The organism is Paenibacillus spiritus (assembly GCF_008710135.1).
In the GTDB taxonomy this organism is placed as follows: Bacteria; Bacillota; Bacilli; order Paenibacillales; family Paenibacillaceae; genus Paenibacillus_AQ; species Paenibacillus_AQ glufosinatiresistens.
Genome location: NZ_VYKK01000014.1, coordinates 12802 through 38010, shown reverse-complemented (window position 1 = coordinate 38010; position 25209 = coordinate 12802). Strand labels below are relative to the sequence as shown.

At 58.7% G+C, this 25209-nt stretch carries 25 protein-coding genes and 2 riboswitches; of the genes, 12 read left to right on the top strand and 13 right to left on the bottom strand.

Features of this window, described 5'->3' with window-relative positions; translation table 11 throughout:
• Nucleotides 1–129: 129 nt before the first annotated feature.
• The 3 genes from F4V43_RS10805 (at nt 130) to F4V43_RS10795 (ending at nt 1834) form a co-directional block, all read left to right on the top strand.
• On the top strand, nt 130–471 hold the full coding sequence (locus F4V43_RS10805) for a hypothetical protein (RefSeq protein ID WP_150458255.1): 342 nt from the start codon (nt 130–132) through the stop codon (nt 469–471).
• A 22-nt stretch (nt 472–493) separates the two neighbouring features.
• Nucleotides 494–649 (top strand): small acid-soluble spore protein P, encoded by a 156-nt coding sequence (locus F4V43_RS10800; RefSeq protein WP_150458254.1) that lies wholly within the window; start codon nt 494–496, stop codon nt 647–649.
• Nucleotides 650–754: 105 nt separating this feature from the next.
• Entirely contained in the window at nt 755–1834 is a 1080-nt protein-coding gene (locus F4V43_RS10795) for a hypothetical protein (protein ID WP_150458253.1), read from the top strand.
• Between the two features lie 56 nt (nt 1835–1890).
• Here F4V43_RS10795 and F4V43_RS10790 read toward each other — a convergent pair whose 3' ends face one another.
• Both F4V43_RS10790 and tadA read right to left on the bottom strand, forming a co-directional pair.
• Entirely contained in the window at nt 1891–2481 is a 591-nt protein-coding gene (locus F4V43_RS10790) for a GNAT family N-acetyltransferase (RefSeq protein WP_150458252.1), read from the bottom strand.
• Entirely contained in the window at nt 2478–2972 is a 495-nt protein-coding gene (gene tadA, locus F4V43_RS10785) for a tRNA adenosine(34) deaminase TadA (RefSeq protein WP_150458251.1), read from the bottom strand. The genes F4V43_RS10790 and tadA overlap by 4 nt, the downstream gene beginning before the upstream one ends.
• 297 nt (nt 2973–3269) lie before the next feature.
• On the opposite strand from tadA, the gene F4V43_RS10780 reads away from it, so the two are divergent.
• Complete coding sequence (locus F4V43_RS10780; RefSeq protein ID WP_150458250.1) at nt 3270–5585, top strand: ATP-binding protein; 2316 nt, start codon at nt 3270–3272, stop codon at nt 5583–5585.
• The gene (gene rluF, locus F4V43_RS10775; RefSeq protein WP_150458249.1) at nt 5572–6276 is read left to right on the top strand and encodes a 23S rRNA pseudouridine(2604) synthase RluF; all 705 of its coding nucleotides are present in this window, start codon (nt 5572–5574) and stop codon (nt 6274–6276) included. The genes F4V43_RS10780 and rluF overlap by 14 nt, the downstream gene beginning before the upstream one ends.
• Nucleotides 6277–6367: 91 nt before the next feature.
• On the opposite strand, the gene motB is transcribed toward rluF, so the two are convergent.
• Both motB and motA read right to left on the bottom strand, forming a co-directional pair.
• Nucleotides 6368–7261: a flagellar motor protein MotB gene (motB, locus tag F4V43_RS10770; protein ID WP_150458248.1), complete on the bottom strand. Its 894-nt coding sequence runs from the start codon at nt 7259–7261 to the stop codon at nt 6368–6370.
• Nucleotides 7239–8045, bottom strand: coding sequence for a flagellar motor stator protein MotA (gene motA / locus F4V43_RS10765; protein WP_150458247.1), 807 nt, complete (start codon nt 8043–8045; stop codon nt 7239–7241). Before motA ends, motB begins: the two co-directional genes overlap by 23 nt.
• Before the next feature lie 210 nt (nt 8046–8255).
• Here motA and F4V43_RS10760 point away from each other — a divergent pair, with 210 nt between their 5' ends.
• The gene (locus tag F4V43_RS10760) at nt 8256–8549 is read left to right on the top strand and encodes a hypothetical protein (RefSeq protein ID WP_150458246.1); all 294 of its coding nucleotides are present in this window, start codon (nt 8256–8258) and stop codon (nt 8547–8549) included.
• 193 nt (nt 8550–8742) lie between these two features.
• Nucleotides 8743–9030, top strand: coding sequence for a 4a-hydroxytetrahydrobiopterin dehydratase (locus tag F4V43_RS10755; protein WP_150458245.1), 288 nt, complete (start codon nt 8743–8745; stop codon nt 9028–9030).
• Between the two features lie 77 nt (nt 9031–9107).
• Here the strand turns inward: F4V43_RS10755 and F4V43_RS10750 are convergent, their stop codons facing one another.
• The 5 genes from F4V43_RS10750 to F4V43_RS10730 all read right to left on the bottom strand — a co-directional run bounded on the left by F4V43_RS10750 (nt 9108) and on the right by F4V43_RS10730 (nt 14581).
• A complete protein-coding gene (locus F4V43_RS10750; protein ID WP_150458258.1) occupies nt 9108–9560 on the bottom strand; it encodes a GNAT family N-acetyltransferase in 453 nt (150 codons plus the stop codon).
• A 257-nt stretch (nt 9561–9817) separates the two neighbouring features.
• The gene (locus tag F4V43_RS10745; RefSeq protein ID WP_150458244.1) at nt 9818–10309 is read right to left on the bottom strand and encodes a C40 family peptidase; all 492 of its coding nucleotides are present in this window, start codon (nt 10307–10309) and stop codon (nt 9818–9820) included.
• Nucleotides 10310–10314: 5 nt separating this feature from the next.
• Nucleotides 10315–10457, bottom strand: a riboswitch (cyclic di-AMP (ydaO/yuaA leader).
• Between the two features lie 364 nt (nt 10458–10821).
• Nucleotides 10822–11307 carry a C40 family peptidase gene (locus tag F4V43_RS10740; RefSeq protein WP_223879855.1) on the bottom strand — a complete coding sequence of 162 codons (486 nt, stop codon included), beginning with the start codon at nt 11305–11307 and terminating at the stop codon, nt 10822–10824.
• A 5-nt stretch (nt 11308–11312) separates the two neighbouring features.
• Nucleotides 11313–11451, bottom strand: a riboswitch (cyclic di-AMP (ydaO/yuaA leader).
• A 242-nt stretch (nt 11452–11693) separates the two neighbouring features.
• A complete protein-coding gene (locus F4V43_RS10735; RefSeq protein ID WP_150458243.1) occupies nt 11694–12527 on the bottom strand; it encodes a hypothetical protein in 834 nt (277 codons plus the stop codon).
• A gap of 11 nt (nt 12528–12538) precedes the next feature.
• A complete protein-coding gene (locus F4V43_RS10730; protein WP_150458242.1) occupies nt 12539–14581 on the bottom strand; it encodes a M1 family metallopeptidase in 2043 nt (680 codons plus the stop codon).
• Between the two features lie 123 nt (nt 14582–14704).
• Between F4V43_RS10730 and F4V43_RS10725 the strand changes: the two genes are divergently transcribed.
• Nucleotides 14705–15208 (top strand): YwhD family protein, encoded by a 504-nt coding sequence (locus tag F4V43_RS10725; RefSeq protein ID WP_150458256.1) that lies wholly within the window; start codon nt 14705–14707, stop codon nt 15206–15208.
• 101 nt (nt 15209–15309) lie between these two features.
• Here the strand turns inward: F4V43_RS10725 and F4V43_RS10720 are convergent, their stop codons facing one another.
• The 3 genes from F4V43_RS10720 to F4V43_RS10710 all read right to left on the bottom strand — a co-directional run bounded on the left by F4V43_RS10720 (nt 15310) and on the right by F4V43_RS10710 (nt 18804).
• The gene (locus tag F4V43_RS10720; protein ID WP_150458241.1) at nt 15310–15795 is read right to left on the bottom strand and encodes an AbrB/MazE/SpoVT family DNA-binding domain-containing protein; all 486 of its coding nucleotides are present in this window, start codon (nt 15793–15795) and stop codon (nt 15310–15312) included.
• A 212-nt stretch (nt 15796–16007) separates the two neighbouring features.
• The gene (locus F4V43_RS10715; RefSeq protein ID WP_150458240.1) at nt 16008–16670 is read right to left on the bottom strand and encodes a DNA-3-methyladenine glycosylase; all 663 of its coding nucleotides are present in this window, start codon (nt 16668–16670) and stop codon (nt 16008–16010) included.
• 73 nt (nt 16671–16743) lie between these two features.
• On the bottom strand, nt 16744–18804 hold the full coding sequence (locus tag F4V43_RS10710; protein ID WP_150458239.1) for a transglycosylase domain-containing protein: 2061 nt from the start codon (nt 18802–18804) through the stop codon (nt 16744–16746).
• A 196-nt stretch (nt 18805–19000) separates the two neighbouring features.
• Between F4V43_RS10710 and F4V43_RS10705 the strand changes: the two genes are divergently transcribed.
• From F4V43_RS10705 to argS, 3 genes are all read left to right on the top strand, one after another.
• Complete coding sequence (locus F4V43_RS10705) at nt 19001–20197, top strand: WD40/YVTN/BNR-like repeat-containing protein (RefSeq protein WP_150458238.1); 1197 nt, start codon at nt 19001–19003, stop codon at nt 20195–20197.
• Between the two features lie 500 nt (nt 20198–20697).
• Nucleotides 20698–21138, top strand: coding sequence for a DUF1934 domain-containing protein (locus F4V43_RS10700; RefSeq protein WP_150458237.1), 441 nt, complete (start codon nt 20698–20700; stop codon nt 21136–21138).
• Nucleotides 21135–22823: an arginine--tRNA ligase gene (gene argS, locus F4V43_RS10695; RefSeq protein ID WP_150458236.1), complete on the top strand. Its 1689-nt coding sequence runs from the start codon at nt 21135–21137 to the stop codon at nt 22821–22823. Before F4V43_RS10700 ends, argS begins: the two co-directional genes overlap by 4 nt.
• 130 nt (nt 22824–22953) lie before the next feature.
• On the opposite strand, the gene F4V43_RS10690 is transcribed toward argS, so the two are convergent.
• The gene (locus F4V43_RS10690) at nt 22954–24138 is read right to left on the bottom strand and encodes a S8 family peptidase (protein ID WP_150458235.1); all 1185 of its coding nucleotides are present in this window, start codon (nt 24136–24138) and stop codon (nt 22954–22956) included.
• 389 nt (nt 24139–24527) lie between these two features.
• On the opposite strand from F4V43_RS10690, the gene rpoE reads away from it, so the two are divergent.
• Nucleotides 24528–25088, top strand: a complete 561-nt coding sequence (rpoE, locus tag F4V43_RS10685) for a DNA-directed RNA polymerase subunit delta (protein ID WP_150458234.1) — start codon at nt 24528–24530, stop codon at nt 25086–25088.
• Nucleotides 25089–25209: the final 121 nt, after the last annotated feature.

Here is a 25209-nt window from a genome sequence, read left to right as displayed (position 1 = left end):
GTCTCTCAGGTCATTTTATGACCCTTTTGAGACAGCCCCTTTTTTGGCGTTCGCTGCCCTCTCGCCAAGGCTACAGCGCATAAAACCTCCTTCTTCTTCGCACTGTATAGAGGAAGGAGGCTGATAAGAATGGAACAACCCTTGAATACGGATCAAACGACGCTGGTGGCCGCTTGGCAGGAACGCCTGCCGGATGTCATCGACGGCAACGACAGCTTCACGGTGCAGGCTGACGCCGCCAGCCCGAACAGTCTGCTGCTTCATTTCAATGCAGCGGGTCGTCAGGAGTACTCGCTTGATTTCCGCTGCACGTATGTGGACAACCGCGAAGTACAGGTTCAGTTGGTAGATGTGGAGAAAGCCGGCCGGCATGAGGATGAACATACCGCTGCGGTGCAGCAGCTGGCCAGTCATTATACCCGTCAGATTCATGAATGCGCCCAGTCGCTTCAGGATCTGACGAATCCGTAAGCAGACGAGGAGGGCAGCAGCCATGAGCAAACCGAAGAGCATGCCCGCACCGGGTTCCCATCCGGGCAGCGGCCAGAAGGAGCGCCAAGCGGACCACAGCGGCGGACAGGAGCCCTTGTCCGGCTCGAAGAAGGTCAAGCAGGCGAACCATGTCGATCACCATAATCGGCAGGGTTAGAGAAAAAAAGGACGCTTTTTCAAATTAAAAGGTTTCCCCGGTTTCCCAGATGGTTTATCATATATTGGGGGAATATGATTTCTCAACTGGGAGAGGAGAACTGAGATGTTCAAGAAATGGGGACTTTCCGCAGCCGCTCTGCTGCTGACGACGGCTGTCGTCCTGCCGGGTTGCGGAAAAAAAGAAGAGCCTAAGGAAGCGCTCCAGCAATCGGCTTCCAAAGTGGCTGCCATGGAATCGTATGGATTGACAAGCAAGCTGGTAATCAACAACCTTACGATCGACACGCCGAATGAAGATGCGGATATGACGCAGGTGCTCAGCATGCTGAAGAATGCAGAACTGAGCGTAACCGGGGTGTACCAGGCGAAGCCGATGCAGACCGAAATGACGATGGTATTGAATCTTAAGGGCGATATGGCGATGAGCTTCACTGTGCCTATGGTCATGACTACGGAGAAGATGTTCGTTAAGATCCCGAGCATTCCATTCCTGCCGCTTCCGGAGACGGTAGTAGGCAAGTTCCTGGAACTGGATCTAAAGGAACTGGCCGAGCAGGAAGGCGCCGAGTTCAATCCGGCTACGATGGACACGAAGAAGACCCAGGAGCTGTCCAACGAAGTCATGACCACCCTGCTGGATCAGTATGACCAGAAGAAATACTTCAAGGACATCTCCGTCAAAGACGCCAATCTTCCGGAAGGCGTAGACGCCAGACAGGTCGTGCAGTTCCAGGTAACCAACGACAACGTCAAGGAAGCGATCACCATTTTGGTGAATGATGCGCTGCCGAAGATCATCGACATTCTGTCGAAGGAAGAATACCGGAACATGCTGCAGATCGATCAGAAAGACCTGGATCAGGCCAAGAGCGAAATCCAGAGCGGCGAAACGCGAAGCGAGCTGGACAAAGGTCTGGCCGACCTGCACAAATACCTGACGGTCAACAAATTCGTCGTGAATACGGCGATCGACAAGAAGGACTATCCGGTCTATCAGGATGTCGATATGGATATCAACATGAATAACCCGGATGACAACACGAAGATTGGCCTCTCCATGAAGGCGAGCAACCATTACAGCAAGATCAACGAGAAGCCGGTGTTCCAGTACGGCATTCCTTCCGGCGATGAGGTCATTACCCAGGACCAGCTGATGGAAGAGTTCGGAACGTCGAGCTACTAATGGCATCGGATTGAGGCAAAAGCAAATCCCCGGACCAGGTCGGTCCGGGGATTTTTTTAGGAAGAGCCGTCCGCTTCAGCCTTCAGGTCTTCCGCGAGCAGCCCGTAGATCCGGTGGTCCTGCCACCGGCCATCAATCTGCAGCAGACGCCGGGCGAGTCCCTCCGGCTGGAAGCCCACCTTCTCCAGCACCCGGCGGGAGGCGTCATTGCCGGGCAGAATGACGGCCTGAAGCCGGTGCAGGTCCAGCGAGCGGAAGGCAAAGGCGGCGGTCAGTCTTACCGCGGCCGTCATGCGGCCTTGTCCCTGCCAGGCCGGGTCCATGCCGTAGCCGATGTCGGCATACTGCGCGGCACCGCGGACGACATTGGACAGCGTAAGCTGTCCAATGAGCTGCCCGGCGGCCGTGAAGATGCCAAGCAGGTAGGCCCGGTCCCGGACGGCCTCCCGGGTGCGCTGAAGCAGCAGCTGCCGCTGCCCATCCAGCGTATAGAAGGATTCATCCCGCAGCGGTTCATAGCGCGAGTTGGCCTCCCGGCTGCGCAGCCGAAGATCAAGCAGCAGCCCGGCATGGCGGGGCGTCAGCGGAGCCAGGCAGAGATCGCGCAGGGTATCGTGAAGCCGGAGCCCGCTCCAATCGCCGGTCACGGCGTGTCTCCTTCAGCCGGCAGGAGCGGGCGGGACCGCCGCTTACGGAGCTGACGGAAGAAGCCGGTGAGCAGTTCGGCGCATTCCTGCTGAAGCACGCCTGAGAGAACGACAGTACGGTGATTGAACCGGGGATCATCCAGCAGATTCATCAGCGTTCCGGCGCAGCCCGCTTTGGGGTCCGGAGTCCCATAGACAGTCAGCGGCACCCGGGACTGAATCATAGCGCCTGCGCACATCGGGCAGGGTTCCAGCGTCACATAGAGCGTGCAGTCCAGCAGACGCCAGGAGTTCAGGGCGGCGCTGGCCTCGCGGATCGCCACCATTTCGGCATGCGCAGTCGAATCCAGCGTCGTTTCGCGCAAATTATGGCCTCTTCCGATAATTTCGCCGTTGTGCACGACTACAGCCCCAATGGGCACCTCGCCGAGCACTTCGGCCTTTCGGGCTTCGGCAATGGCTTCCCGCATCCAGAATTCATGTTCGTTCATCGCTTATCCTTTCGGTATCCGCCATTGTCCCGCGAACGGATATTCCGTTCTTAACAGAATGTGCACAACTCTGTGGATAACACCTTGGTTATACACATTATTATTCACAAAAGCACAAAGGAAAACGGGGATATGTTTATAACTTGTGGATGATTCCTTTACAATTGTAGAGAAAAGAGAAGGGTATTGCAACGGCGGGGCCGCCGCCGGAAATGCTTTTCAAATAAGTGGGCAACAGGTATGATAAGGAGGAATCCGAGAGGATTTACCAGCTCACATAAAGGGTGAAGAACCACCTTGTCTATCAAAACCAAGCTTTCCGCCATTATCTTCGGCTCGGTGCTGTTGTTCCTTGCCCTTCAGATAACGTATAACTCGATTTCTACAAGAGAGAAGCTGCGCGAAGACAGCGAGCGCAATATGAGATCCGCCGCCATGCAGGTGGCGGTATCCGTCGAACAGAGCAGTCACAACTCGAAATATGTCGAGGAGCAGATCGCCCATTACCTGCGCCTCGCAGCCGTAGTGGCATCCGAGGAGCTGGACCCCGATATCGCGAACGTGACGCCTGCGCAATTGAAGGCGCTCGCCGCCCGGCTGGAGGTCTCCAACATCTCGCTGCTGGTCCGCACGCCCGATGACATCATCATTGCCAAATCCTCCGACCCCAACGAGGTCAATCTTTCGACCCGGGGCTGGGGATTTTGGCATTCCGCTTTTGAGGAACTGTTCGATCTGAAGCCGGTGAGCCAGGCCAAGGGCGAGGCCATGGACCATTTCTGGTCCGGGCCCTTTGAATATTCCTCCTCCAGCCCGGAGTATATTGAGAAGTGGGGATATTATTACGATGGACGCGCCAACTATATGATCGACCCTTACCTGCGCAGCACCTCCATCAGCAATTATGTCCAGATCTCAAGTCCGGAAGAGGTCGTTCGCCTTACCCGTCAGGTCAACCCGAATATGCTGGAGATTACCGGCATCAATCCGGACACCTTCGGCGGAGCTACGATGGCGGCCAACGGTAGCGATTCGGCGAATACCAAGCTTCGCAACCGGCCGATTAAATTCGGAACGTACCGATACAGCGATGTGAAGGACGACAAGACGGCGATTGCCCGGGCGATGGTCCGGAAGCAGCCGGTAACCACGGAGACGGTCATTAACGGACGCCGGGTGCTCAAAAGCTTCATTCCCGTTACCCAGACGGATACGGGAACCTATCTGATACGGATCGTTGCCGATTATTCCGGCATCAGTTCGGCTCTGGGCAGCCAGCTGCGCCGCAGTCTGTTCGCTTCCATGGTCCTGCTGCTGCTGAGCGTGGTCGTCAGCCACCTGCTGTCCAATCTGATTACCCGTCCGTTCCAGGCTATTCTGGCCAAGGTCAATGCCGTCTCGAGGGGCGAGTTCGAACCGCCCCTCGTGGTCGGCAGCCGCGACGAGCTCGGCCAGCTGGCGCTGCGGATCAATGCCATGACCCATAATTTATCGCAGCATACGACTCAGCTCGGTCGAACCCTGGAGGAGAACCGGGCGGTTAAGGAGCATCTGGAGTCTGTCATCAACGGAACAACCGATGCCATTCATACCGTCGACCTGACCGGGAGAATACTCAGCGTCAACCGGGCGTTCGAAGAGATTTACGGCTGGCCGTCGGAGGAGGCTGTCGGGAGAAAGGACGAGCTGGTGCCGGAATCGTGCCGGGAAGCGGAAGCGGCCCGGTTGGCCGCTATTGAGCGGGGGCAGCAGCTGGCTCCCAAGGAGACGGTGCGGCAAAGGAAGGACGGCACTTTGGTCGAAGTCAGCGTCAGCACTTCGATTATCCGGGACGATCTCGGCCGTCCGTTGTCCTTTGTCCATGTGTCCCGCGACATGAGCGAGCGCAACCGGATGGAGGAGCTGCTCCGGAATTCGGAGAAGCTGACGACGGTCGGCCAATTGGCGGCGGGCGTTGCCCATGAAATCCGCAACCCGCTGACCACCCTGCGCGGATTCCTGCAGCTTCAGCGCGAGCGGCGCAGCATCGATCTTCAGCATGTCGATCTTATGCTCTCCGAGCTGGAGCGGATCAACCTGATCGTCGGCGAGTTCCTGATTCTGGCGAAGCCGCAGGCGGTCCTGTACCAGCATAAGAGCATTCGGCGGATTCTCGGCGATGTCTTGTCGCTGCTGGACAGCCAGGCCAACCTGCACGGGATTGTGTTCCGCACGCTTTGGGAAGAGCAAGATGCCCAGGTATACGGCGAGGAGAACCAGCTGAAGCAGGTCTTTATCAATGTTCTCAAGAATGCGATTGAAGCGATGGAAGACGGAGGCACGATTACGCTGGAGCAGTACAGCCAGTCCGGCAACGTGGTCATTATCATTACCGATGAAGGGGAGGGCATTCCCGAAGAGCTGCTGCCCAAGCTGGGCGAGCCCTTCTTTACCCGCAAGGAGACAGGGACCGGACTCGGCGTCATGGTCAGTCAGCGTATTATTCAAGCCCATAAAGGGACCATGGACATCACCAGCAAGGCCGGGGAAGGAACCCGGGTTACCATCATCCTTCCGGCAGCCCCGGAGCGCAGGAATGACACAGGAGGAGCACAGCCCCATGAGAATCAATAAGTTTATCAGCGAGACCGGATATTGCTCCCGGCGGGAAGCGGACAAGCTCGTCGAAGAAGGCCGGGTAACCGTCAACGGCGTGAAGGCCGTTCTGGGAAGCCAGGCGGAGGCCGGCGATGAAGTGCGTATCGACGGCCGCCCGCTGGCGGCGGAGAACCGGATTGTGTATATTGCCCTCAATAAGCCGGTGGGCATTACCTCGACGACCGAGAGCCAGATCAAAGGCAACATCGTCGACTTTGTCGGACACCGGGAACGCATCTTCCCGATCGGCCGGCTGGACAAGGATTCGGAAGGTCTGATCCTGCTGACCAATGACGGCGATATCGTGAATCGCATTCTGCGGGCGGAAGGACGTCATGAGAAGGAATATGTGGTAACGGTAGACCGGCCGATCACACCCTCCTTCGTACAGGGCATGTCGAGCGGCGTCCGGATTCTCGGTGAGCGGACGCTTCCTTGCCAGGTCACCCGCATCAATGAGCGCGTCTTTCGCATCATTCTGACGGAAGGGAAGAACCGGCAGATCCGCCGGATGTGCAGCGCCTTCGGTTATGAAGTCCGCCGTCTTCAGCGCATCCGGATTATGAATATCCGGCTCGGCAATCTCCCCGTGGGACAATGGCGGGATTTGACGGCCGACGAGAAGGCCGTTCTCGGAGAAATGCTGGATTATCGGCTGCTGGATTAGACGGAACAGCACTGGACCAGGCCAGGCCAGGCAAGAAGACGCCGCCCTCTCGCATAGAATGCGAAAGGGCGGCGTCTTCTTCTTACCGGCGCTATTCCACCGTACTGACGGCAGCGGTGCCGGGGTCTGCAGTGCTCTTGCTTGCAGAGCCCGCCGAGGACGGCGACGAGGGCGAGACCCCGTTGAAGGTAGTCTGAGAGCTTGCCGCAGCCTGGTATTTCCGGATAATGGACACTTCCACGCGCCGGTTCTTGGCCCGGCCGGCGGAAGTGGCGTTGTTCCCGATCGGGTGGTATTCCCCGTAGCCGATGGGGCTGAATTTCGTGGGGTCGAGATGGTTGTTCAGCAGCAGAATCTTCATAAATTCCAATGCCCGGGCAGCGCTGAGGTCCCAGTTGGACGGGAACTTGCTGTTCGAGATCGGAATATTATCCGTATGGCCTTCCACAACGACGTTATAATCCGGGAAATGCTCCAGCATCGTCGAGATGGACTTGGCCAGCTGGCGGGCACTGTCCTTGACGGTGGCTTCGCCGGAAGGAAAGAGCGCGTTGTCCGTGATGGTAATCGTCAGCTGGGACTGGTTAAGCTTCGTCTCGAGCATATCCGTTAATCCGTTGTTCTTGATATAGCTGTCGAACTGCTTCTTCAGCTTCTCCATGTCCTCCTGCTCTTTCTGGCGCAGCTTGGAAATCTCGGATTCGCTGGTGCTCTGATCGACCACACTGGTCAGCTTCTTGGCCTGGCCCTGATCCAGATTGCTCTCGGTCGGCGCCATGGAGGAGTAATCCAGGATGCCCGAACCGCCGTTCAGCGCAGAGTTGAAGGCTTGAGCCATCTCCTCGAATTTCTTCGCATCGGTAGCGCTCATGGCGTAGAGAACGAGGAAGAGCGCGACCAGCAGAGTCATCAGATCGGAATAGGGAAGAAGCCAGGATTCATCCGCGTGCTCTTCATGTTCCTCATGACGCGTCTTTTTGCTCACTGGCGCCACCTTCCTTCGCGTTCAGTTTGGCACGCTCCGACGGGCTGAGGTATACGGACAGCTTCTGGTTGATCGCAATGGTGGACACACCCGACTGAATGGACAGAAGGCCTTCCAGCATCATCATCCGCAGCTCGATCTCCTGCTTGGAGAGCCGCTTCAGCTTGTTCGCCATCGGGTGCCAGAGGACATAACCGGTGAAGATCCCGAGCAGGGTTGCGATAAAGGCGGCGCCGATGGCATGCGCCAGCTTCTCCATGGCGCTCATGTCCGCCAGCGCGGCGATCAGACCGATAACGGCTCCCAGCACCCCGAGCGTCGGCGCGTACATCCCCGCCTGGGAGAACATCAGAGCGCCGACCTTATGCCGGTCTTCCGTAGCGTGAATATCTTCCAGCAGTACGTCACGGACGAACTCTTGGTCGTTGCCGTCGATGATCATCCGCATGCCGTTTCTTAGAAAATCATCCTGAATCTCTTCAACCTTCGATTCCAGCGCGAGAAGCCCTTCGCGTCTCGTAATGGAAGCCCATTCCATGAACATCGTAATAATGTCTTCTTTCTTGGCCAGCTTCTGGCCCAGAAAGAGAATTTTGAAGAGCTTCGGCATCTTCTTCATTTCCGACATCGGGAAGGCCATGAACAGCGAAGCCAGAGTACCGACAATGATGATCGTGAACGCAGCCGGATTCTTGAGCGCGATAATCGGCGCTCCTTTCAGATACATCCCGAAGACAACTGCGACCAATCCGAGAATTATTCCAACAAAAGATGATATTTGCATGCATGCACCTCGTCCATGAGAATGAATAATTGCGGCGCTTGTCCTCCGCGCCTTCCTTCTTAAATAACCGATCCTTGCGCCAACTGTCGATCCGCTGTCGCGGTACATTCTTATTTATCGACAATCTATTCTTTTTTGTGAAGGCAATTTTTCGGCTATAATGAGGAGGCAGGGCCGGATTCATAAGCGAACATAAATGGAGTGATAGACGTGGGAGTCAAGCATGGCAGAGATTACGGGGATATTCTGGTTGATTTTACCCGGGCTGTCGGACGAATTCCGGACAGTTATCTGTTCTTTGAAATGGAGCCGGAGGAGTGGCGCGAGTTGCCGGAGGAGTCGAAGCAGGAAGTATGGGAGGCGCTTGCGGAGGATCTCTTCTTCGCCCTGGGCGATGAGCCGGTGATTCATGTCGGCAGCGGCGTCGTGATCTACGACAAGGAAGCACACCGGATCAATATTCTGGCCGGAGACGAGGATTTAGAGTCGGTCTCCTTGATTTAGCGGATCGGCAGGACCCTTAGGTCGGTTTGCCGCGGCGGGGCCGGCCGTGTTAGAATAGGAGTGTCTCAAGAGACGCGAACTTCACACCCGATACATGGAGCATCCCCTGGACCTGAGGCTAAGGGATGCTTGTTGTCATGCCGGGCAGCCGGCCGCTATGGCGGGGAGAACGCGAGCAAGGGAGGAACCCACATTGCTGTACACCGATGGAGAGCTGGATGAGCAGCTCAGACAGTTGGAAGGCTGGAAACGGGAAGGACATGTATTGATCCGCAAATATACGTTCGAGGAATTTATGAAGGGCATCGCCTTTGTGGATGAAGTCGCCGCGATCTCCGAAGCGTTCGGACGTCATCCCCATATCACGATTGACTACCGGAACGTTACGCTGCATCTGGCAACGGACCGGGAGAACGGGATTACCGCCCAGGATATTCGGCAGGCGCACGAATTTAACGAAGCCTTCGACAAGACGCGCTGACCGCGCGATGAATGAGAAGAACAAGCCCCGTCCGGGCATCCGGGCGGGGCTTGTTCACGTCTTGCGCCGCTGGCGCGCTATTTTTGATACACCATGCAGTAAAAGGGCTTGACCCCCGTGGGTGTCTGCCGCTCATAGGCATCGGTAATTGTGAATCCGCCTTTCTGATAGGCCCGGATGGCCCGCTGGTTCCAAGTCAGAACTTCCAGGTCGATCTCACGGTCCGGATAGCGGCGGAGCGCCTCCTGTACAATAGCTCCCACGAACAGATGGCCGGTGCCCTGCCCGCACATATCGGGACGCATGCCGATGCCGAGACGGACGACGGAAGGCTCTACCGGAAAAAGCTGGGCGAAGCCGCATAGAACGTCTTGGTCATTGACTACGGATACATACTGCTCCTCGCGGATCTTAGGATCGCCGAACTCGACGCCGAGCGCTTCAAGCTGATCCCAGGGCAGCCAGCCGTATATGTTATAGGGGGGCTCATACTGCCAGCCGCAGATTTCGCGGGCATGCGCAACATCCATCGGAAGAGCGCGGTAAAGCTCGGATGAATGGATCAAAGGTCATACTCCCCTTTCCTGTAGCGTTGCTCCTGCTTATTATGACATACCGGACGGAAGGATAGAGCCGCCGCGGCAGCAGAACCGAAAAAAAATATCAAGCGGGCCGGCAATTCGGGTTTATCTTTCGGAAGCAGGGGTATAAGAAGGGTAAGAGGGACAAAAAATCCCCCCTGCCGGAACGGCAGGAGGGATGGTGAAAGTCCTACTTCGACACGGGCTTATTGCACGTCGTCGTTATCTTCGGAATCGACGGCTACCGACTTGTAGGCTGTCGTGCTCAGTACCCGCTTGGCTCCAACGTAACGGTTCACATAGTAGCTGTCGCCCAGGGAGCTGATGGTAACGCCCTTGCTGGAAGAAGCGTGTGCAAAACGGCCTTCGCCCACGTAAATGCCGACATGGGAGACACCCCGTCCCGTCGTGTTGAAGAACACGAGGTCGCCAGGTCTGAGATCGCTCTTCGCTACCGCGTCGCCAAGCTGATATTGGGAACCCGACTGGTGCGGAAGATCAATGCCGATCTTGTTGAACACATACATCGTGAATCCGGAACAATCAAACCCGCTGGTCGAGGTGCCGCCGGAAGAATACTTCGTTCCGATGGCCTTGTCGATCACCTTGTCGATCTTGGAATCGGCGAATGCGCTTCCTGCTCCGAGCGTAAGTGCAATGGACATGCTGAGAAATGCTGCTGCGAATTTCTTCTTCAAAGAGATTAAACTCCTTCCAAGGCCTGCGAGGTTAGCTTAAGGATTCGGTTGAAGGTCCCCTATGACCCCTCTGTGAATAGGAGGTCAATTCACCCAACGTGGTTCCCCCGCTCCCCCAGTAATACGGGGAATTCGGCACAGTATGTATGATGTCTTGCCGGCAATCGTGACAAAAACGTATAAAAAAGGGGAAACAATCATTACAAAAATGTTACTAAAAACTCACTGGCATCATTGTAACAAACCTGAAGACGGTTGGCAATCACTCTAGACTCCGGTTTGTGAACTTTATGTAGCGCTTTCATTGCAAAAAAACGCTTTATAGCGCCTTTTTTTCCCTACATAAAGGTTACCTCAAAAAAATTTGAAGAAATCGGCGAATAAGAGAGAGAGAACTGTTTCACCAGGAAGAAAAAGGGTTAATGAACAATAAGAAGGCCCGAAATGCTGGGGAGCAGCAGACTCGGGCCACAGAAAGCGAATAAGCAGCTAAATGGATGTAGAAACGATAATCAATCGTAAGCGACGGCCTTGAATGCAGTGGAACTCATGACGCGTTTGGCGCCGACATAACGTTTGGACCAGTAGGACTGGCTCAGCGAGCTGATATTCACGCCGCGTGAAGACGAAGACTGCGCAAATTTGCCGTTGCCGACATAAATGCCAACATGCGAGACGCCGCTTCCCGTCGTGTTGAAGAAGACAAGGTCACCGGACCGCAGATTGCTGCGGGAAACCGTTGTGCCCATTTTGTATTGTTCTCTGGAAGTTCGAGGAAGGTTAAGTCCCAGCTTCTTGTATACATACTTGGTAAATCCCGAACAATCAAATCCGGCGGTGGTAGAGCCGCCTACTTTATAAGATACACCGATCGTTTTGGCAATAACGCTGTCCATTTTGGAGTCGGCGAAAGCGCTTCCGGCTCCCAATGATGTGAAAACAACCACAAGTCCCAGCGTCGCTGCTGCGAGTTTTTTGCGAAATTGTGCCTTATTCAAAACGTTAGAGCTCCTTCCAATGCCTGCGTGGTTAGCTTAAGGATTCGGTTGAAGGTCCCCTATGATCCCTCTGTTACGAGATCAATTCACCCAACAAATGGTTCCCCCGCTCCCCGGTGCCCGGGAATTTGGCTTGTTATGCACCTTGTTATGACATCCAACGGTACGACAACCGGCAAAAGTGACGAACCGGCTTTGAAAGATTACAAACTTGTTACCAACTGATGTCCTCATTTTAGCAGAGGCATTACTCTTTTGCAAACTTTGGTGTGCCGAAAATCGACAAAAAGAGCCCCTCTTCTGTGTCAGAAGAATGAACTCTTTGGAAGAGTAGAACATTTGTTTCTCTTCTGTTCGCTGTTACCGGAAGAAATGGGGGCATAAGTTCAGTCGGAAATTCCCTCCTGCCGGGCACGCCAATGATGATATTGCGCAGCGATCCCCCATAGAGCGAACAAGGTTGCCGGCAACGGCGCAGCCTGGCGAATGAGCAGGGCGGGCAAGCCGGGAAGAAGATACCCGGAGGCTGCGCAGAGCGCGGCGGTCAGCGCGCCTCCTGCGCCGATGAGCAGCCGGAGCGAGGCTGCGGGAATGAAATAGCGGAGCACATGGCCCAGCGAGGAGAGGACCCGGCCGCCGACGTAGCCGAACTCCAGATAGAGCCAGATGAGCCGAAGGATGAACAGATAGAGCATCCAGGGCGCAAGAAGGGGAAGCAGCCCCCACAGGCGGGAAGAGTCAAAATAGGCGGCGAACAGCGTTCCTCGGGCTTGCGGAATGATCCAGTACAGCGGAAGCAGGGCGAAGGCCCATTCGGCCAGGCTGAAGAGCAGAATCGGCAGGCCGTATTTACGCATGCCCGGAAAGAAGAACAGACCGCGTTCTCCCAGACTCTCCTGCCTCAGTTCGTGCAGCAGCCCTGCCCGGATGAAGGAAGAGATCAGCAGCCTAGTCAGAAGCAGGAGGGCAAGGATCAGGAGCCAGCGGCGGACATCCGGGCTCCCCTCCAGCCGCAGGCGGCCTTCGAGATAGAACAGCACTCGTCCCATCGTTGTTCCTCCGGCTTCAGCAGCCGGATAGCGCAGGAGCAGGGGGACAATTGCCGACCGGAGGAACCCGTACAGAAAGTAGCCCCACAACAGCCGATACAGAAAGAGAAGAATGAGAATATAAGTCTGTTCTTTGGTGCTTCGCCAGCCGCATTTGATCCAGGTTCTCATGTGCGCTCACCTCACCATGACAGAATGCCGAGCAGGGCCTCGATTCCTTGCGCCACACCCATCGTCCAGCGGGAGACGGAGGCTGCGGGAAGTTCCGCTCTTCGGAAATTGTTGACATGCGCGTTCTCCAGCAGGATCTCGTGTTCCGGATCAATCTCGGCCGAGAGGAGCGGGGAAGGGGAAGTCAGCTTAAAGACCGTTCCTCTGCTGTATCCGTCCCAATCTTTAAGAATGCTCCTGCCGTCCGCGAAGGTGAACCGGACCTTGACTCTGCCGTACAGCGAGCCGGCGTTGGAGAGGGTGACCTCCGACCGGTACAGGACCGAGGCGCCCTTGGCCGGTTCCCGGACGATCCGTATGCGGTCGACGGCAAAGTCCGGGACGCCGCCGCTGTAGACGTAACGATCGAAGTAGGCCTGCCACGAGGAGCCGGTTACCTTCTCGACCGTCTTCTGAAAGTCGGCGGTGGAGGGATGACGGAACCGGTATTTGCGCGCATAGGCGGATAGAACCGCGTCCATCTTGGCTGTTCCCATTTGCCGCTCCATGTCTTTGAGCAGGAGTTTTCCGCGGATGTAGACATTCTGGGTATAACCGCTGCTGCCCCCATACTTCCATGCTTCCAGGTCCATGGGCTTCGGCTTTGTCACGAGACTGGCCTGCAGCGCAAGGTTCGGCGTCTCTCCGTATTCCTGCTCCATCAGCTTGTCTTCGGCATAGGAAGTGAAAGCCTCGTCCAGCCACGGCTCTTCGAACTCATTGCTCGCGACCATGCCGTAGAAATACTGATGTCCAATCTCATGAATAACCGTTCGTTCAAGGGAAGTGTCCGGCGCGGCCTCCTGGGCGGCCCAGGCGGTAACCAGCGTCGGGTACTCCATGCCCCCGGCCCCATTACCGTCCGAAGGCGGCACCACAATAGACAGGGTCGTGTAAGGATAGGAGCCATACCATTTGCTGAAGTTGGCCAGGGCAGCCTCGGCTGCCTGGAAATAACGCTCCTTGAGTCCCTTGTGGAGGGGATCCAGATACAGTTTGATTCGTACGCCGGGTACTCCGGGAGAAGAGAAGGCTTTGTCCGCAACGACGAAGTCGGGAGAAGCGGCCCAGGCAAAATCGTGAACATCATCGGCATAGAACTGGTAGGTCTTCTCCCCTTTTGAAATGGCAGGAGTGCGTACCGGGAACCCGGTTGCCGCCACGGTATAGGTCTGCGGTACAGTAATCGCGACGTTGTAAATACCGAAATCACTGTAGAATTCGGAATTGCCGTGATATTGGTGCAGGTTCCATCCTTCCTCCAGCCGCCCGCGGGTACCCGCCGGTTCATAGACGCTGAGCTTCGGAAACCATTGGCCGGCCATGACAAAACGGCCGTCGCTCCCCATCCGGGCGAAGATTGCAGGCAGCTTCAGCTCGTAACGGAGGTTCAGCATGACACTCTGCCCGGCGGCGACCGGCTGGGGCAGGTGAATGCGGACGAGGGTCCGGTCCTTGGCGTTGCCGTCATCAGGCTGGACCACCTGGACCCGGTGGGTCAGAGAGACGCCGTCCGGGGTGTGAACGTCGAGAAGAGTCATGGAGCCGTAGCCGTCTTCAGGCATGGCATCGCTTCGCAGCCGTCCGCCCGATTCCTTCATGAATGTAGTTTCTGACGAGGCGAAGGCATTGGGGTACAAATGGAAGTACAGATCACGGACCGGTCTGCTGCCCGGATGCGTCCACGTTACCGTCTCCGTTGCCGTAATCGTATCTGCCGCCGCGTTCAGACGGGCATTGAGATGATATTCCGTCACCCGGCGGCTCAGCGCCTGAACAGGGGAGGGAGTGCTGACAGGCGGCAGTACCGAACCGGAGTCTGCCGCCGTGAGCGAGGCGGGGGACTTGGCCGATTTCGGAATGTCCGGAACCGCAGGAGCCGGGGCGGCCGCAGAGGATGCCGTATCCACGGCCTTTTGAACAGCGGACAGATGCCAGCCCCACCCGCCTGCGGCCAGACAGAGGGCGGACAGAGCCGCGCTAAGGAAGACGGTACGGATCGATCGTCGTTTCATACTGGAACTCCTCCCGTTGACAAGCATCTACGGGATGTATATGTTTGCATTCCGGACATTATTAGCTAAAATTAAAACGAGGAATCAGAAACGTTCTATGGAGAGCAGGAAGGGTGAGTGAAGGTGGAACAATCCGGAGCGGAGGGCAAGAAGCCGATTGCCTTGAATATTGTGAACGCGAAGAGCAAACATAAAGGGTTCGGGGCGGGATCCATCGACCTTAACCACGTGTCGCCCGTCATTATCGACGGCGGAGAAGCGGTAATCGACATCGGCGCGATGCATGCGAAGAGCAAGGTGGAACGGGGAATCAAGTTCACGGCCAACCGGGAGGAAGTTCCGGGCGGACGCCGGGTATGGGTCGTCTGGGTGGCCGTGGACCGCACACCTGAAGGCCAGCACTATGCCGGCCTGACGGCCTGCGAGATGCAGATCGACAGCGAGGCCAAGAAGGGCTGGAAGATTCTTGCCGACCACGTGAACAAGCTGGATGCGGCGCTGAAGCGGAAGGTCATTCTTGAAGGACTTGGCGCTGCCGAGAAGGACGCGCTGCGCAAGCTGCTGATCAGCCACAACGAGCAGTGGTGGGCGGACTCGCCGGACAGTCTGAAGGAAGCTCTGCAATAGGGTCTGCTTGAAGCAGGAAGAACAACAAGGCTTCGGCCGCTTCCAAGGAAGCGGCCGAAGCCTTGTTGGCGTTTCCAAGCAGATCGGAACGGCTGCCCGAATCAGTCGGCAACGGGCCGGGCGGGCGGGATTTTGCGCTTCAATTGACTGACCCGGGCCTGACTGATGCCCAGCAGCCGGGCCAGCTCCTTCTGGTTGGCCCGCGGATGCTCCGCAATGGCCGCTTCCAGACGCCTGCGCATTTCATCTGTCTTGGAACGAAGTCCGGAGGCGGAATGATTGGGAGCAGGGATTGCCTCCGGAGGAGGGGCAGGCAGCTCGGCGGTCTCTTCCGGGCGGCTCGGATCGGCCAGTTCTTGCAGACAATGATTACATATAAATTGATCTCTGAAATAGCTGACATTATCCAGACTGCGGCAGAATGTGCACTCGGTGGAGGTGTATTTGCGCAGCACAATAATGCGGTCATCGAGAATAAAAAATTCGATCGGGTCCCCGATATCAATGTTGCGTGTCATGCGGATTTCAACGGGAACGACAATGCGTCCAAGACTGTCCAAGTTCCGGATCATCCCAGTGTCCTTCATCCCATGTCCCCTCATTAAAATTTTATTTACGTTATTTATTCAGTATAACATTAATTGTAAGCGGAAGGGTAGCCATTTTTTTCCCGAATTTTCCCGCTTATCGCGGCATAAAAAAGCCTCCGCCTTTCTCGCGGAAGGGCAGAGGATTTCCTTGGGGTTAATTCTATATTACCCCGGGCGAGCCGGGGTGAAACGCTTCCACCGTAATTTGCTTAACCCGGGCAACGGACGGCGGCCGGATCAAGGACCGAGACATAAGGATTGTCCCTCAGGTAAAATCGCCAGGGGCGGGCCGCATATTCTCCGGCATACGGGATGTTGATGCGCGGAGCCTGCATAATCTCCAGGCTCTTGGGGTCGTCACCCCGCTCAAGCCAGAGCGGACCGTCCCCGGGGCGGTCCAGGCGGCAGCCGCCGAGGCTCCGGTCGATGCGAAGAGCCCGGCAGAGCCGCCCGGGCCCGCCCGACAGTTCAGCGGGGCGGCGCGGGGCTCTGCCCCGGTGAGCCGCCATCCGGGCGGCGTCCTCCGGCGAAAGAGGCTGCACCGCCCGAATCAGAACGGCCTGCGGATCGTCCGCCTGGCCGGTAACGACATTCAGACAGTGGTGCATGCCGTAGATCAGATAAATGTAAGCAACGCCACCGGCATGGAACATGATCTCTGTGCGGGCGGTGCGGCGTCCTCCGGCGGCATGGCTGCCGAGATCCTCGGCGCCGCCGTAGCTCTCCGTCTCGACGATCCGGCAGGCGATCTCGCCGTTCCCGGTCTGCCGGATCAGTATCTGGCCGAGCAGAAGCGGGGCCGCAAGCAGCGCCGGAGCGGCGAAGAGAGCGGAGGGCAGCGGCTCGCCGCTGCGAAGATTGGCAGGGGTCATAGCGAATTCCTCCTCCCGGCAGAACTGGTATCCTTTCATTTTACCCGTTCCGGGGGCGGGCTGCCAGAGGCCGCTAATTCATCCACCAGCGTTTGAGGTCGCTCCACCAGGAGCGGTCTTCTTCATCTGCCGCCTGCTGTCCGGCCGGACTCGTCTTGGCCGGCTTGCCGTGAAGCGGACAGTAGTCCTTCGGCTCCGTTCCGGCGATGAAGGCCATCAGCTTCTTGCCGGGGCAGTCGGCTGTGGCCAGTTTGCCCGACTGGGGATCGATATAGAGGCTGACGACCCCTTGCGGAATTGGGAAAATTTTGGGCGGAACGCCGGCAAGCGCCTGCTCCGTATACCGGGCAAAGATCGGAGCGGCCCGCCGTCCGTCGGCCGTTGCAATCTCCCGGCCTTTGTCGTAGCCGACCCAGACCGCCGTGGCGAGCTCCGGCGTGAAGCCGACCATCCAGGCGTCCGTATCGGTCGTGCCGGTCTTGCCGGCAACGGGGCGTTTGAGCACCGAGGCAACGCGGTTGCCGGTTCCGCCGGTCTCGAACACGCCCTCCATCAGCCGGGTCAGAACATAGGCGGCGGCCGGATCAACCGCCTGCTCCGCCTTGGGGGTGGGGGCGCTGTAGAGCGTATGGCCGTCGGCATCGGCGATCTTCAGAATGGCGGTCACCGGGAGACGGGCGCCTCCGTTGGCGATGACGCCGAAGGCCGAGGCCATTTCCAGCGGACTGACCGGCGACGTGCCGAGCGCAAGAGAAGGGACGTTGCCGAGCGGACTGTCGATTCCGAGCTTCCGGGCCGTCTCGATGACGCGCTCCGTGCCGATTTTCATCATCGTGTTCACGGCGTAGATATTGTCCGACGCCGCAATCGCTTGGCCCATCGTAATCTCGCCCAGGTACTTGTCCCCGAAGTTGCGGGGCTGGTACGTCTTGCGGTTGTGGTCATAATGGAACAGCGTCGGCTGGCTGTTGAACACGGTCAGGCCGGTCATTTCCTTTGAGGCGAGCGCAGTCAGATACATGACCGGTTTGAAGGAGGAGCCCGGCTGGCGGGTAACGGCCAGCGCATGGTTGTACGAATTGGTCCGGTACTGCACCCCTCCGACCATCGCCTGGATATAGCCTGTTCGGGGATCGACCGATACCAGCGCCGTCTCCAGACCGGTAGCGCCGGCCATGCCTTGGGCCACGGCGGTCTCGGCGGCCCGCTGTTTGTCGGGATCGAGCGTCGTGTATACGCGCAGGCCGCTGTGCTCCATTTCATCGACGCTCATCCCCAGCAGCGACGCCGACGACGACGCGACATAATCGCGGAAGTAGGGAGCCGGATCGGCCGCGGCGGCGCCCTCGCTGCGGGGCTTCAGCGCCAGGCTCTCAGCCTTGGCGCTTTTGGCCTGCTCGGGTGTGATTTTGCCGAGGTCGGCCATAATTGACAGAATCAGCTCCTGACGGCGCTTGGCATTGTCGGGATGCGCGTATGGCGAATAGTAGGTCGGTCCCTTCGGGATGCCGGCCAGCAGGGCGCTCTCCGCCAGATCGAGCTCCGATGCCGATTTGCCGAAGTACATGCGGGAGGCTGCCTCAATTCCGTAAGCGCCGTGACCGTAATAGATTTCATTTAGATACATATGAAGAATGTCGTCCTTGCTGTACTTCATTTCGATCTGGAGCGTATACATGGCTTCCCGCATCTTGCGGGTCCAGGTCTTCTCATGGGAGAGATAGAGATTGCGGGCAAGCTGCTGGGTCAGCGTGCTGGCGCCCTGGGAACGCCGTCCGCTCTCCAGGTTGGCCAGCACGGCCCGTCCCATTCCTTTGAGATCGAACCCGGCGTGGTGATAGAAATGGCGGTCCTCGATCGACAGCGTAGCCTGAATAAGATAAGGAGACACGGCGTTCAGCGGAACCGGATCACGCGTCTGGCCGCTGCCGGAGAAGACCGCAAGTTCCTCGCCCCGGACGTCGTACAGCCGGGAGCGCAGGTCGTCCGGTATGGGCGGGAGGTCTTTATGCGACAAATAGAGGAGCAGGCTTCCTGCGCCCAGCAGCAGAAGCAGCGTGAAGGCCAGGGCCAGCCGCAGCAGACGGCGCAGCGGGCGGCGGCGGGCGGAAGAGGGACCGGTACGATGGGCCATGGCGTCAGGCTCCTTTTCGGCAAAAGTGGAAGTTCCTGCTATTCATTATGGGAAATGCCGGCCGGGGATATTCAGCCGGGAGAGAAGCGGCGAAGGAATCATGAAGAAACTGACGCTCTTTTGTTACCGCTCGAAGGTGGCGGCAGCAGGTTCCAGAGGGTATAACAGAGAGAAAGAACGACAGGGAGGGTATCTAATGAAGAAAGACAACCGGCATTCCGGCAGAACCGCCGTCACTTGGAAGGCCCTGCTTGCCGCAGTGCTGATCCTCGGCGGCGCCGGGCCCAGCCCCGCTCTGACGGCTTCGGCGGCGCCTGCTTCCAAGACGTCCGCTTCCTGCGGTACAGGAGACCACGGGCTGCTTCAGTCCCTGCAGGCCAGTGCTGCCGCACAGAACACGGCGCTGCATTTTACGGATTTGGATTTTCTGAGCGCAGGGATAGGCCGGGCGGCCGGACCGGGATTTCTCATCGGGACCTCGGACGGCGGCTGCAGCTTTCAGACGATTTATCAGGGACAGTGGCAGTTCGCGGACATCGAGTTCCCCAATAATGTGGAGGGCTGGGCCCTCGCTTCAACAGCTTCCGGGACGGGCCGCTATCTGATCCGCACGGCGGACGGCGGCTCCACCTGGAAGCGGATCGACGGGCTGCCCCTTACGATGAGCCGAATCGACTTTCCGGACCGCCGCACCGGATTCGCCTACGATTGGGCGTCTGCCTACGCTACCGGAGACGGCGGCTCGACCTGGAGCAAGCTGCCCCTTCCGGCCAATACCCGGGGCGCCGCCTTCGCAAGCCGAAGCCTCGGATATGCCTCAGTTGTCGTTCCGGGAACCGGGTACCGGGTGATGAAGACCGCAGACGGAGGCAAGCATTGGAAGAAGGTGCTGACGGTCCCGTTCGATTCCCCCTATTATACGGAGATCCGTATCCGCGGCAGTCAGGTATGGGCGGTTCTGTACGGCGGCGTCGGCATGTCTCAGACTTCGTATTCGCTCTATGCCAGCAGGGACGGCGGATCGCACTGGAGACGTGTTATCGCGGCGGACAGCGCGGGAGGCGGCCCTGCTCCGGGAACGGGTCCTGCGCTGCTTACGGAAGGACCGGCTGCAGGGAAGCCGGGCAACTTGTCGCTCGCTTCCGGCGGTGTGGCGTTCCTGCTGGGCTATTCGCCGGCGGGGGAGCAAATCGGCGTCGGCCGTTCCACGGACGGCGGCCTGACCTGGAGCAACCGTCCAGTGCTTCCGGGTTACGACGGCAGCATTTCCTTTGTAGGCCCGAACGAAGGCTGGATGGCTGCGGACACGCCCAAGGGCTGGGCGCTCTATGCTACGGGTGACGGCGGCATGACCTGGTCCAAGAAGTTCTCTTTCCTCAAGCGGGAAGAGTAGGCACACTGGAAGAGGAAGAGGAAGAGGAAGAGGAAGAGGAAGAGGAAGAGGAAGAGGTCGGGGGTCGGTAGGGCGCGGGGCAGGTGCAGGAAGCACAGACCCGATTCGGGCAGGCACAGGTCGAACTCGCCAGAAACAGACCGGAAGCGGGCAAGCACAGACCCGACTCAGACGTAACAGACCGGAAGCGGGCAAGCACAGACCCCGCTCAGACGTAACATACCGAACTCGGGTAGACACAGCCGGAGGAAGCAGGGGTGGCCCCCCTGCTTTCTCCGGTCTTTTGGCGCGGCTGCCGGATTTCAGCGGCCGGTTCGTTCCCCGGTTCCGCCTGCTTCGCCGGTGTGATACAATGAGGAAATCTGCGGGTTCCGGGATTGAATTGCGGCCCGTGACTGGATATAGTGTACAATGATAAGCGATAACGGGCTTCAGGATCGGTGCCGCCGGCGGACGACGCTGCGGCGGATCTGCGGCCCGGCCAGAATGGAGGACAGGCTGTGTCCGAGCCACAATCTCGCCCTTACCCCGTCGCCGTCCTGCTGGAGAGCGTCCGGGACGGACAGCGCAGCGTAATTCGGGCTTCCGGCGAAGCCGTTGAGAGGGGAACCCAGCTCTATGTCCGTTTCGAGGAGAAGAGTGAAGGTCCGCGCGGCGAGTCTCTATCGGTACGAACGACGATTAAGGCCGGCCAAGGCGAGCTCAAGCTGATTCGCCACGGAGCGGTAGAATCGAAGCAGACGTTCCGGGAAGGCGCAAGCCAGCCCGGTTTTTATCGCTCGCCTTATACGCAGTTCAATTTGTCGACGGAGACCGGACAGCTGGAGATGGTCCGCTCCGGGCGCTCGCTGCAGGCGAGCTGGACCTATGAGCTGTATGTATATGGAGAAGCATCGGGATCATTTGCGATCAGTTTGGATATACAGGAGGAACCGAAATGACGACACAAGACCACAACCCGCTTCATCAGATTGAAGAACGGGTGAGAGAAGCCATTGCCCGGGCGGTGGAAGCAGCCGGCCTGGTGGCCCGGGAAGAAATGCCCGCCATCGTGCTGGAGGTGCCGCGCGACAAGGCGCACGGCGACCTGGCGACCAACGCCGCCATGCAGCTGACCAAGATCGCGAAGAAGAACCCCCGCCAAATCGCGGAGGCGATTCTGGAGCATCTCGACCGGGATGCCGCGGGCATCCAGTCGGCGGAGATTGCCGGACCCGGCTTCATCAATCTGACGCTGTCCAAAGCGTACCTGTACGATGTCATTCCGCTCGTCGCCCGCCAGGGCGCCGATTATGGACGGACCGGCGCAGGCGCGGGCCGCAAGGTTGAAGTTGAGTTTGTCAGCGCCAACCCGACGGGCAGCCTGCACCTGGGCCATGCCCGCGGCGCCGCAGTCGGCGACGCGCTGTGCAATGTGCTCGATTATGCCGGTTATCAGGTAACGCGCGAGTATTATATCAACGATGCCGGGAATCAGGTGGCGAATCTGTGCCGGTCGATTGAAGCCCGCTATCTCCAGGAGCTGGGACAGCAGGCGGAGATGCCGGAGGACGGCTACCACGGCGAAGACATCAAGGGCTTTGCCCGGGAACTGGTCGCCGAGAAGGGGACTGCGCTGCTGGAGATGGAGCCCGGCGAACGCGCCGCCTTCCTGAGAAGCTACGGCCTGGAGAAGGAACTGGACAAAATCAAACGGGACCTCGCCCGCTTCCGCGTCTCCTTCGACATTTGGTTCAGCGAAACTTCGCTGTACGAGACCGGCCAGGTTCTGCGTTCCCTCGACGATCTCCGCGAGCGCGGCGAAGTGTACGAGCAGGACGGCGCCACTTGGCTGAACACTACCAAATACGGCGACGACAAAGACCGCGTTCTTATCAAGAACGACGGAACGTATACGTATCTCACCCCGGATATTGCCTACCACAGCGACAAATACGGCCGCGGCTATGACCGCATGATCAATATCTGGGGCGCCGACCACCACGGCTACATTCCGCGGATGAAGGCGGCCATGTCGGCGCTCGGCAACGATCCCGACAAGCTCGTGGTGCTGATTGCCCAGATGGTCAGTCTGTTCCAGGACGGCGAGAAGGTCAAGATGTCCAAGCGCACCGGCAAGGCGGTTACGATGGAGGACCTCATGGAAGAGGTCGGCGTGGACGCCATCCGCTATTTCTTCACCATGCGGAGCATGGACTCGCATCTGGATTTTGACATGGACCTGGCGATTTCGACTTCCAACGAGAATCCGGTCTTCTATGTGCAGTATGCGCATGCCCGCGCCTGCAGCGTATTCCGTCAGGCGGAAGAGCAGGGCATCGCCCTGCCGGACCCGGAGAGCGTCGATTACAGCAAGCTTACCAGCGAGCATGAATTCAATCTCCTGCGCAAAATCGGCGAGCTGCCGTCCGAAATCGACACGGCAGCCGAGAATTACGCCCCGCACCGGCTGATCCGGTACGTCTACGAGCTGGCGTCGCTGTTCCACAGCTACTACAAGGCCGAGCGCGTCATCACCGAGGATGCCGCCCAGACCGCAGCCCGCCTCGCGCTGCTCGGCGCGGTGCGCCAGACCATCGCCAACGTGCTGCGCCTCGTCGGCGTCTCCGCTCCCGAGCGCATGTAAGCCTGCGCTCGGCACACCGCAAGCCCCGCCCCCGCGGCTAACGCCGGGGGCGGGGCTTGGCGCGTTCTCCCGGCGCTTCGCCGGCCGGGAGAGCGCTCCTTCCGCCGCCAAAGGCCGGCGGAAGGAGCGTTTAGGGCCGCGGCGCTTTGCCCGCCGCGGCCGGCTTGCGCCCTGCGCGCAGCAGCCGCAGGGCATCGAGCGCGCCGCCGCCGAGCGCGGCGCGCCGCTGGCCCGCGCGCAGCCGGAGCGGCTGCGCGGTACGCCGGAGCAGCCGCTTGAGCTCGCGCGGCGACAGACCGGGGCGCAGCGCCAGCAGCAGCGCCGCCGCGCCCGTCACATGCGACGTCGCCATGGACGTGCCGCTCATCTCCTTGTAGCCCTCCTTGAGCCAGCAGGAGGATACGGCTTCGCCGGGAGCGTACACGTCGATGTAAGGACCGCGGTTGCTGAAGCCCGCGACCTGCCGGCCTTTTCCCAGCGCCCCGACAGCAATCGTCTCCGTATAGCGGGCGGGGTAATCGCCTCCGCGTTTGCCGTCGTTGCCGGAGGAGGCGATGATGGGGATGCCGGCCTTGTACGCGCGGATGACCACATCATGCAGCGCCTTGCTGCGCGTCTTCATGCCAAAGCTCATATTGATGAGATCCATCCGGTTCTGGACGCACCAGTCGATGCCGAGCACAATGTCCGAGACATAGGCCGACCCGCTGTGATCGAACGCCTTCACGGGATAGAGGAGAGCCCTTGGCGCCACGCCCATCATGCCGTAAGGGCCTCCGGCCGCGGCCAGGGTGCCGGCGATGTGGGTGCCGTGGCCGTTGTCGTCCAGCGGCAGCATGCCGCGGTGCAGCAGATTGACCCCGGTGGCGAGGCAGTGCTTCAGGTCGGGATGCCGGAAGTCCGCCCCGGTGTCGATGACGCCGACCCGAACCTGAACTCCGGTGGATTTCGACCAGGCTTGCGGCGCGCGGATGGCCTTGATGCCCCAGGGCAGCGAAGCGCCTGTTTTCTCCCCGGGTTGGGGAAGCGCGACCGCCGCGTGGAGCGTGATGCGGACGTCCTCTTCCACGGCGACGGAGCCCCCGTATTTCCTCGCCAGCAGCGAAGCGCCCGAAGCCGGCACAAAAAAAGCCCGGATCAGCGAAGAGACGCGGACCTGACCGCCGGGCGGCCGCTTCCGCCGGAGCGCCTGCCACTGCGACAGCGCTCCCGCATACTGCCGGGGTTCCCGGAACGTCACGATGCGGCGCTCTCCGTTCGCAGGCGCGGACTGGGTCTGCTCCATCCAGTCCTGCCAAAACCGGTAATCCTCCATAGCTACAGCCGCTCCCTCCTGCTCCATACTGCCAACAGTGTATGAGCAGGGCGCAAGAGCCGAATGGGAACTTGCCTTTTTTGGCGGAAATAGGCCGCTTCTCGTGTCAAACCCCGCAGGCGCACATACACTGTAGCGGAAGGGCGCAGCATGTGCGTTCCTTCGCCTCATCGGCAGGCGGGAGCAATCCCGGGCCGGCGGATACAGTCGGGTGCGGAGGATTTTCCTCCGCCTTTTTCGCGCCCGGCGGCCGGGAAGGCGTTTTTTCCATAAACTGTTGTATACCCCGGAAGGGGACAGGCTGCAAGCGGCTGGACTGGTGCTTGCTTTTTGCGGTCAAATAGGTTTTACTTAGTCGTGAACAATGCGTGAGAGGAAGTGTACCTGAAGTGAGTACGCCGCTGAACTTGAAGCTGGACCCCGAGAAAGTGAAGGAAATGCCGATGGTCGATCTGGCATTCCTGGTTCTCAAGGCTGCCAATACGCCGTTTTACTACCGCGACCTGATGGTCGAAGTGGCCAAGCTGCGCGGAATGACCGAAGAAGAAACCAACGATACCATTGCCCAGCTATATACCGAAATCAACATTGACGGCCGGTTCGCGTGCGTTGGCACCAACCTGTGGGGCCTGAAGCGCTGGTATCCGCTGGAGCGTTCCGACGATCCGATCGGCAATGCGAAGCGTCCGCGCATCATTAACGATGACGACGACGATCTGGAAGACGACGACTTCACCGAGGAAGAAGATACGTACTCCGGCGACGAGGAAGATTTCGACGTGATGGACGAAGACCGCGACGATCTCTACTCCGACGACGACAGCGAAGAAAGCGTCGATGACGAAGAAGTGGTCATGGACGAGGATGAGCTGGACGGCGAAGATCTGGCGGAAGACGAGACCGAAGAAGAAGAGTCGGACGCAGCTGAAGAAGAGGAAGACGAGTTCTAGGACCGCGCTGTTTTTCTTTAAATTGCGTTCTTGACAGGGATAGGGCCACCATGTAAACTATTGCATGGGCTTTTCAAGCAAGTAAATAGGGTTGTTCATTCAAAAAGTGCCCCGGTGCTAC

Bases quoted from the DNA above. Each gene is read 5' to 3' on its own strand.
- F4V43_RS10805 (WP_150458255.1), top strand. From the start codon at position 130: ATGGAACAACCCTTGAATACGGATCAAACGACGCTGGTGGCCGCTTGG.
- F4V43_RS10800 (WP_150458254.1), top strand. From the start codon at position 494: ATGAGCAAACCGAAGAGCATGCCCGCACCGGGTTCCCATCCGGGCAGC.
- F4V43_RS10795 (WP_150458253.1), top strand. From the start codon at position 755: ATGTTCAAGAAATGGGGACTTTCCGCAGCCGCTCTGCTGCTGACGACG.
- tadA (WP_150458251.1), bottom strand. From the start codon at position 2,972: ATGAACGAACATGAATTCTGGATGCGGGAAGCCATTGCCGAAGCCCGA.
- rluF (WP_150458249.1), top strand. From the start codon at position 5,572: ATGAGAATCAATAAGTTTATCAGCGAGACCGGATATTGCTCCCGGCGG.
- motA (WP_150458247.1), bottom strand. From the start codon at position 8,045: ATGCAAATATCATCTTTTGTTGGAATAATTCTCGGATTGGTCGCAGTT.
- F4V43_RS10750 (WP_150458258.1), bottom strand. From the start codon at position 9,560: ATGGATGTTGCGCATGCCCGCGAAATCTGCGGCTGGCAGTATGAGCCC.
- F4V43_RS10735 (WP_150458243.1), bottom strand. From the start codon at position 12,527: ATGAGAACCTGGATCAAATGCGGCTGGCGAAGCACCAAAGAACAGACT.
- F4V43_RS10730 (WP_150458242.1), bottom strand. From the start codon at position 14,581: ATGAAACGACGATCGATCCGTACCGTCTTCCTTAGCGCGGCTCTGTCC.
- F4V43_RS10720 (WP_150458241.1), bottom strand. From the start codon at position 15,795: ATGAAGGACACTGGGATGATCCGGAACTTGGACAGTCTTGGACGCATT.
- F4V43_RS10715 (WP_150458240.1), bottom strand. From the start codon at position 16,670: ATGACCCCTGCCAATCTTCGCAGCGGCGAGCCGCTGCCCTCCGCTCTC.
- F4V43_RS10710 (WP_150458239.1), bottom strand. From the start codon at position 18,804: ATGGCCCATCGTACCGGTCCCTCTTCCGCCCGCCGCCGCCCGCTGCGC.
- F4V43_RS10705 (WP_150458238.1), top strand. From the start codon at position 19,001: ATGAAGAAAGACAACCGGCATTCCGGCAGAACCGCCGTCACTTGGAAG.
- argS (WP_150458236.1), top strand. From the start codon at position 21,135: ATGACGACACAAGACCACAACCCGCTTCATCAGATTGAAGAACGGGTG.
- F4V43_RS10690 (WP_150458235.1), bottom strand. From the start codon at position 24,138: ATGGAGGATTACCGGTTTTGGCAGGACTGGATGGAGCAGACCCAGTCC.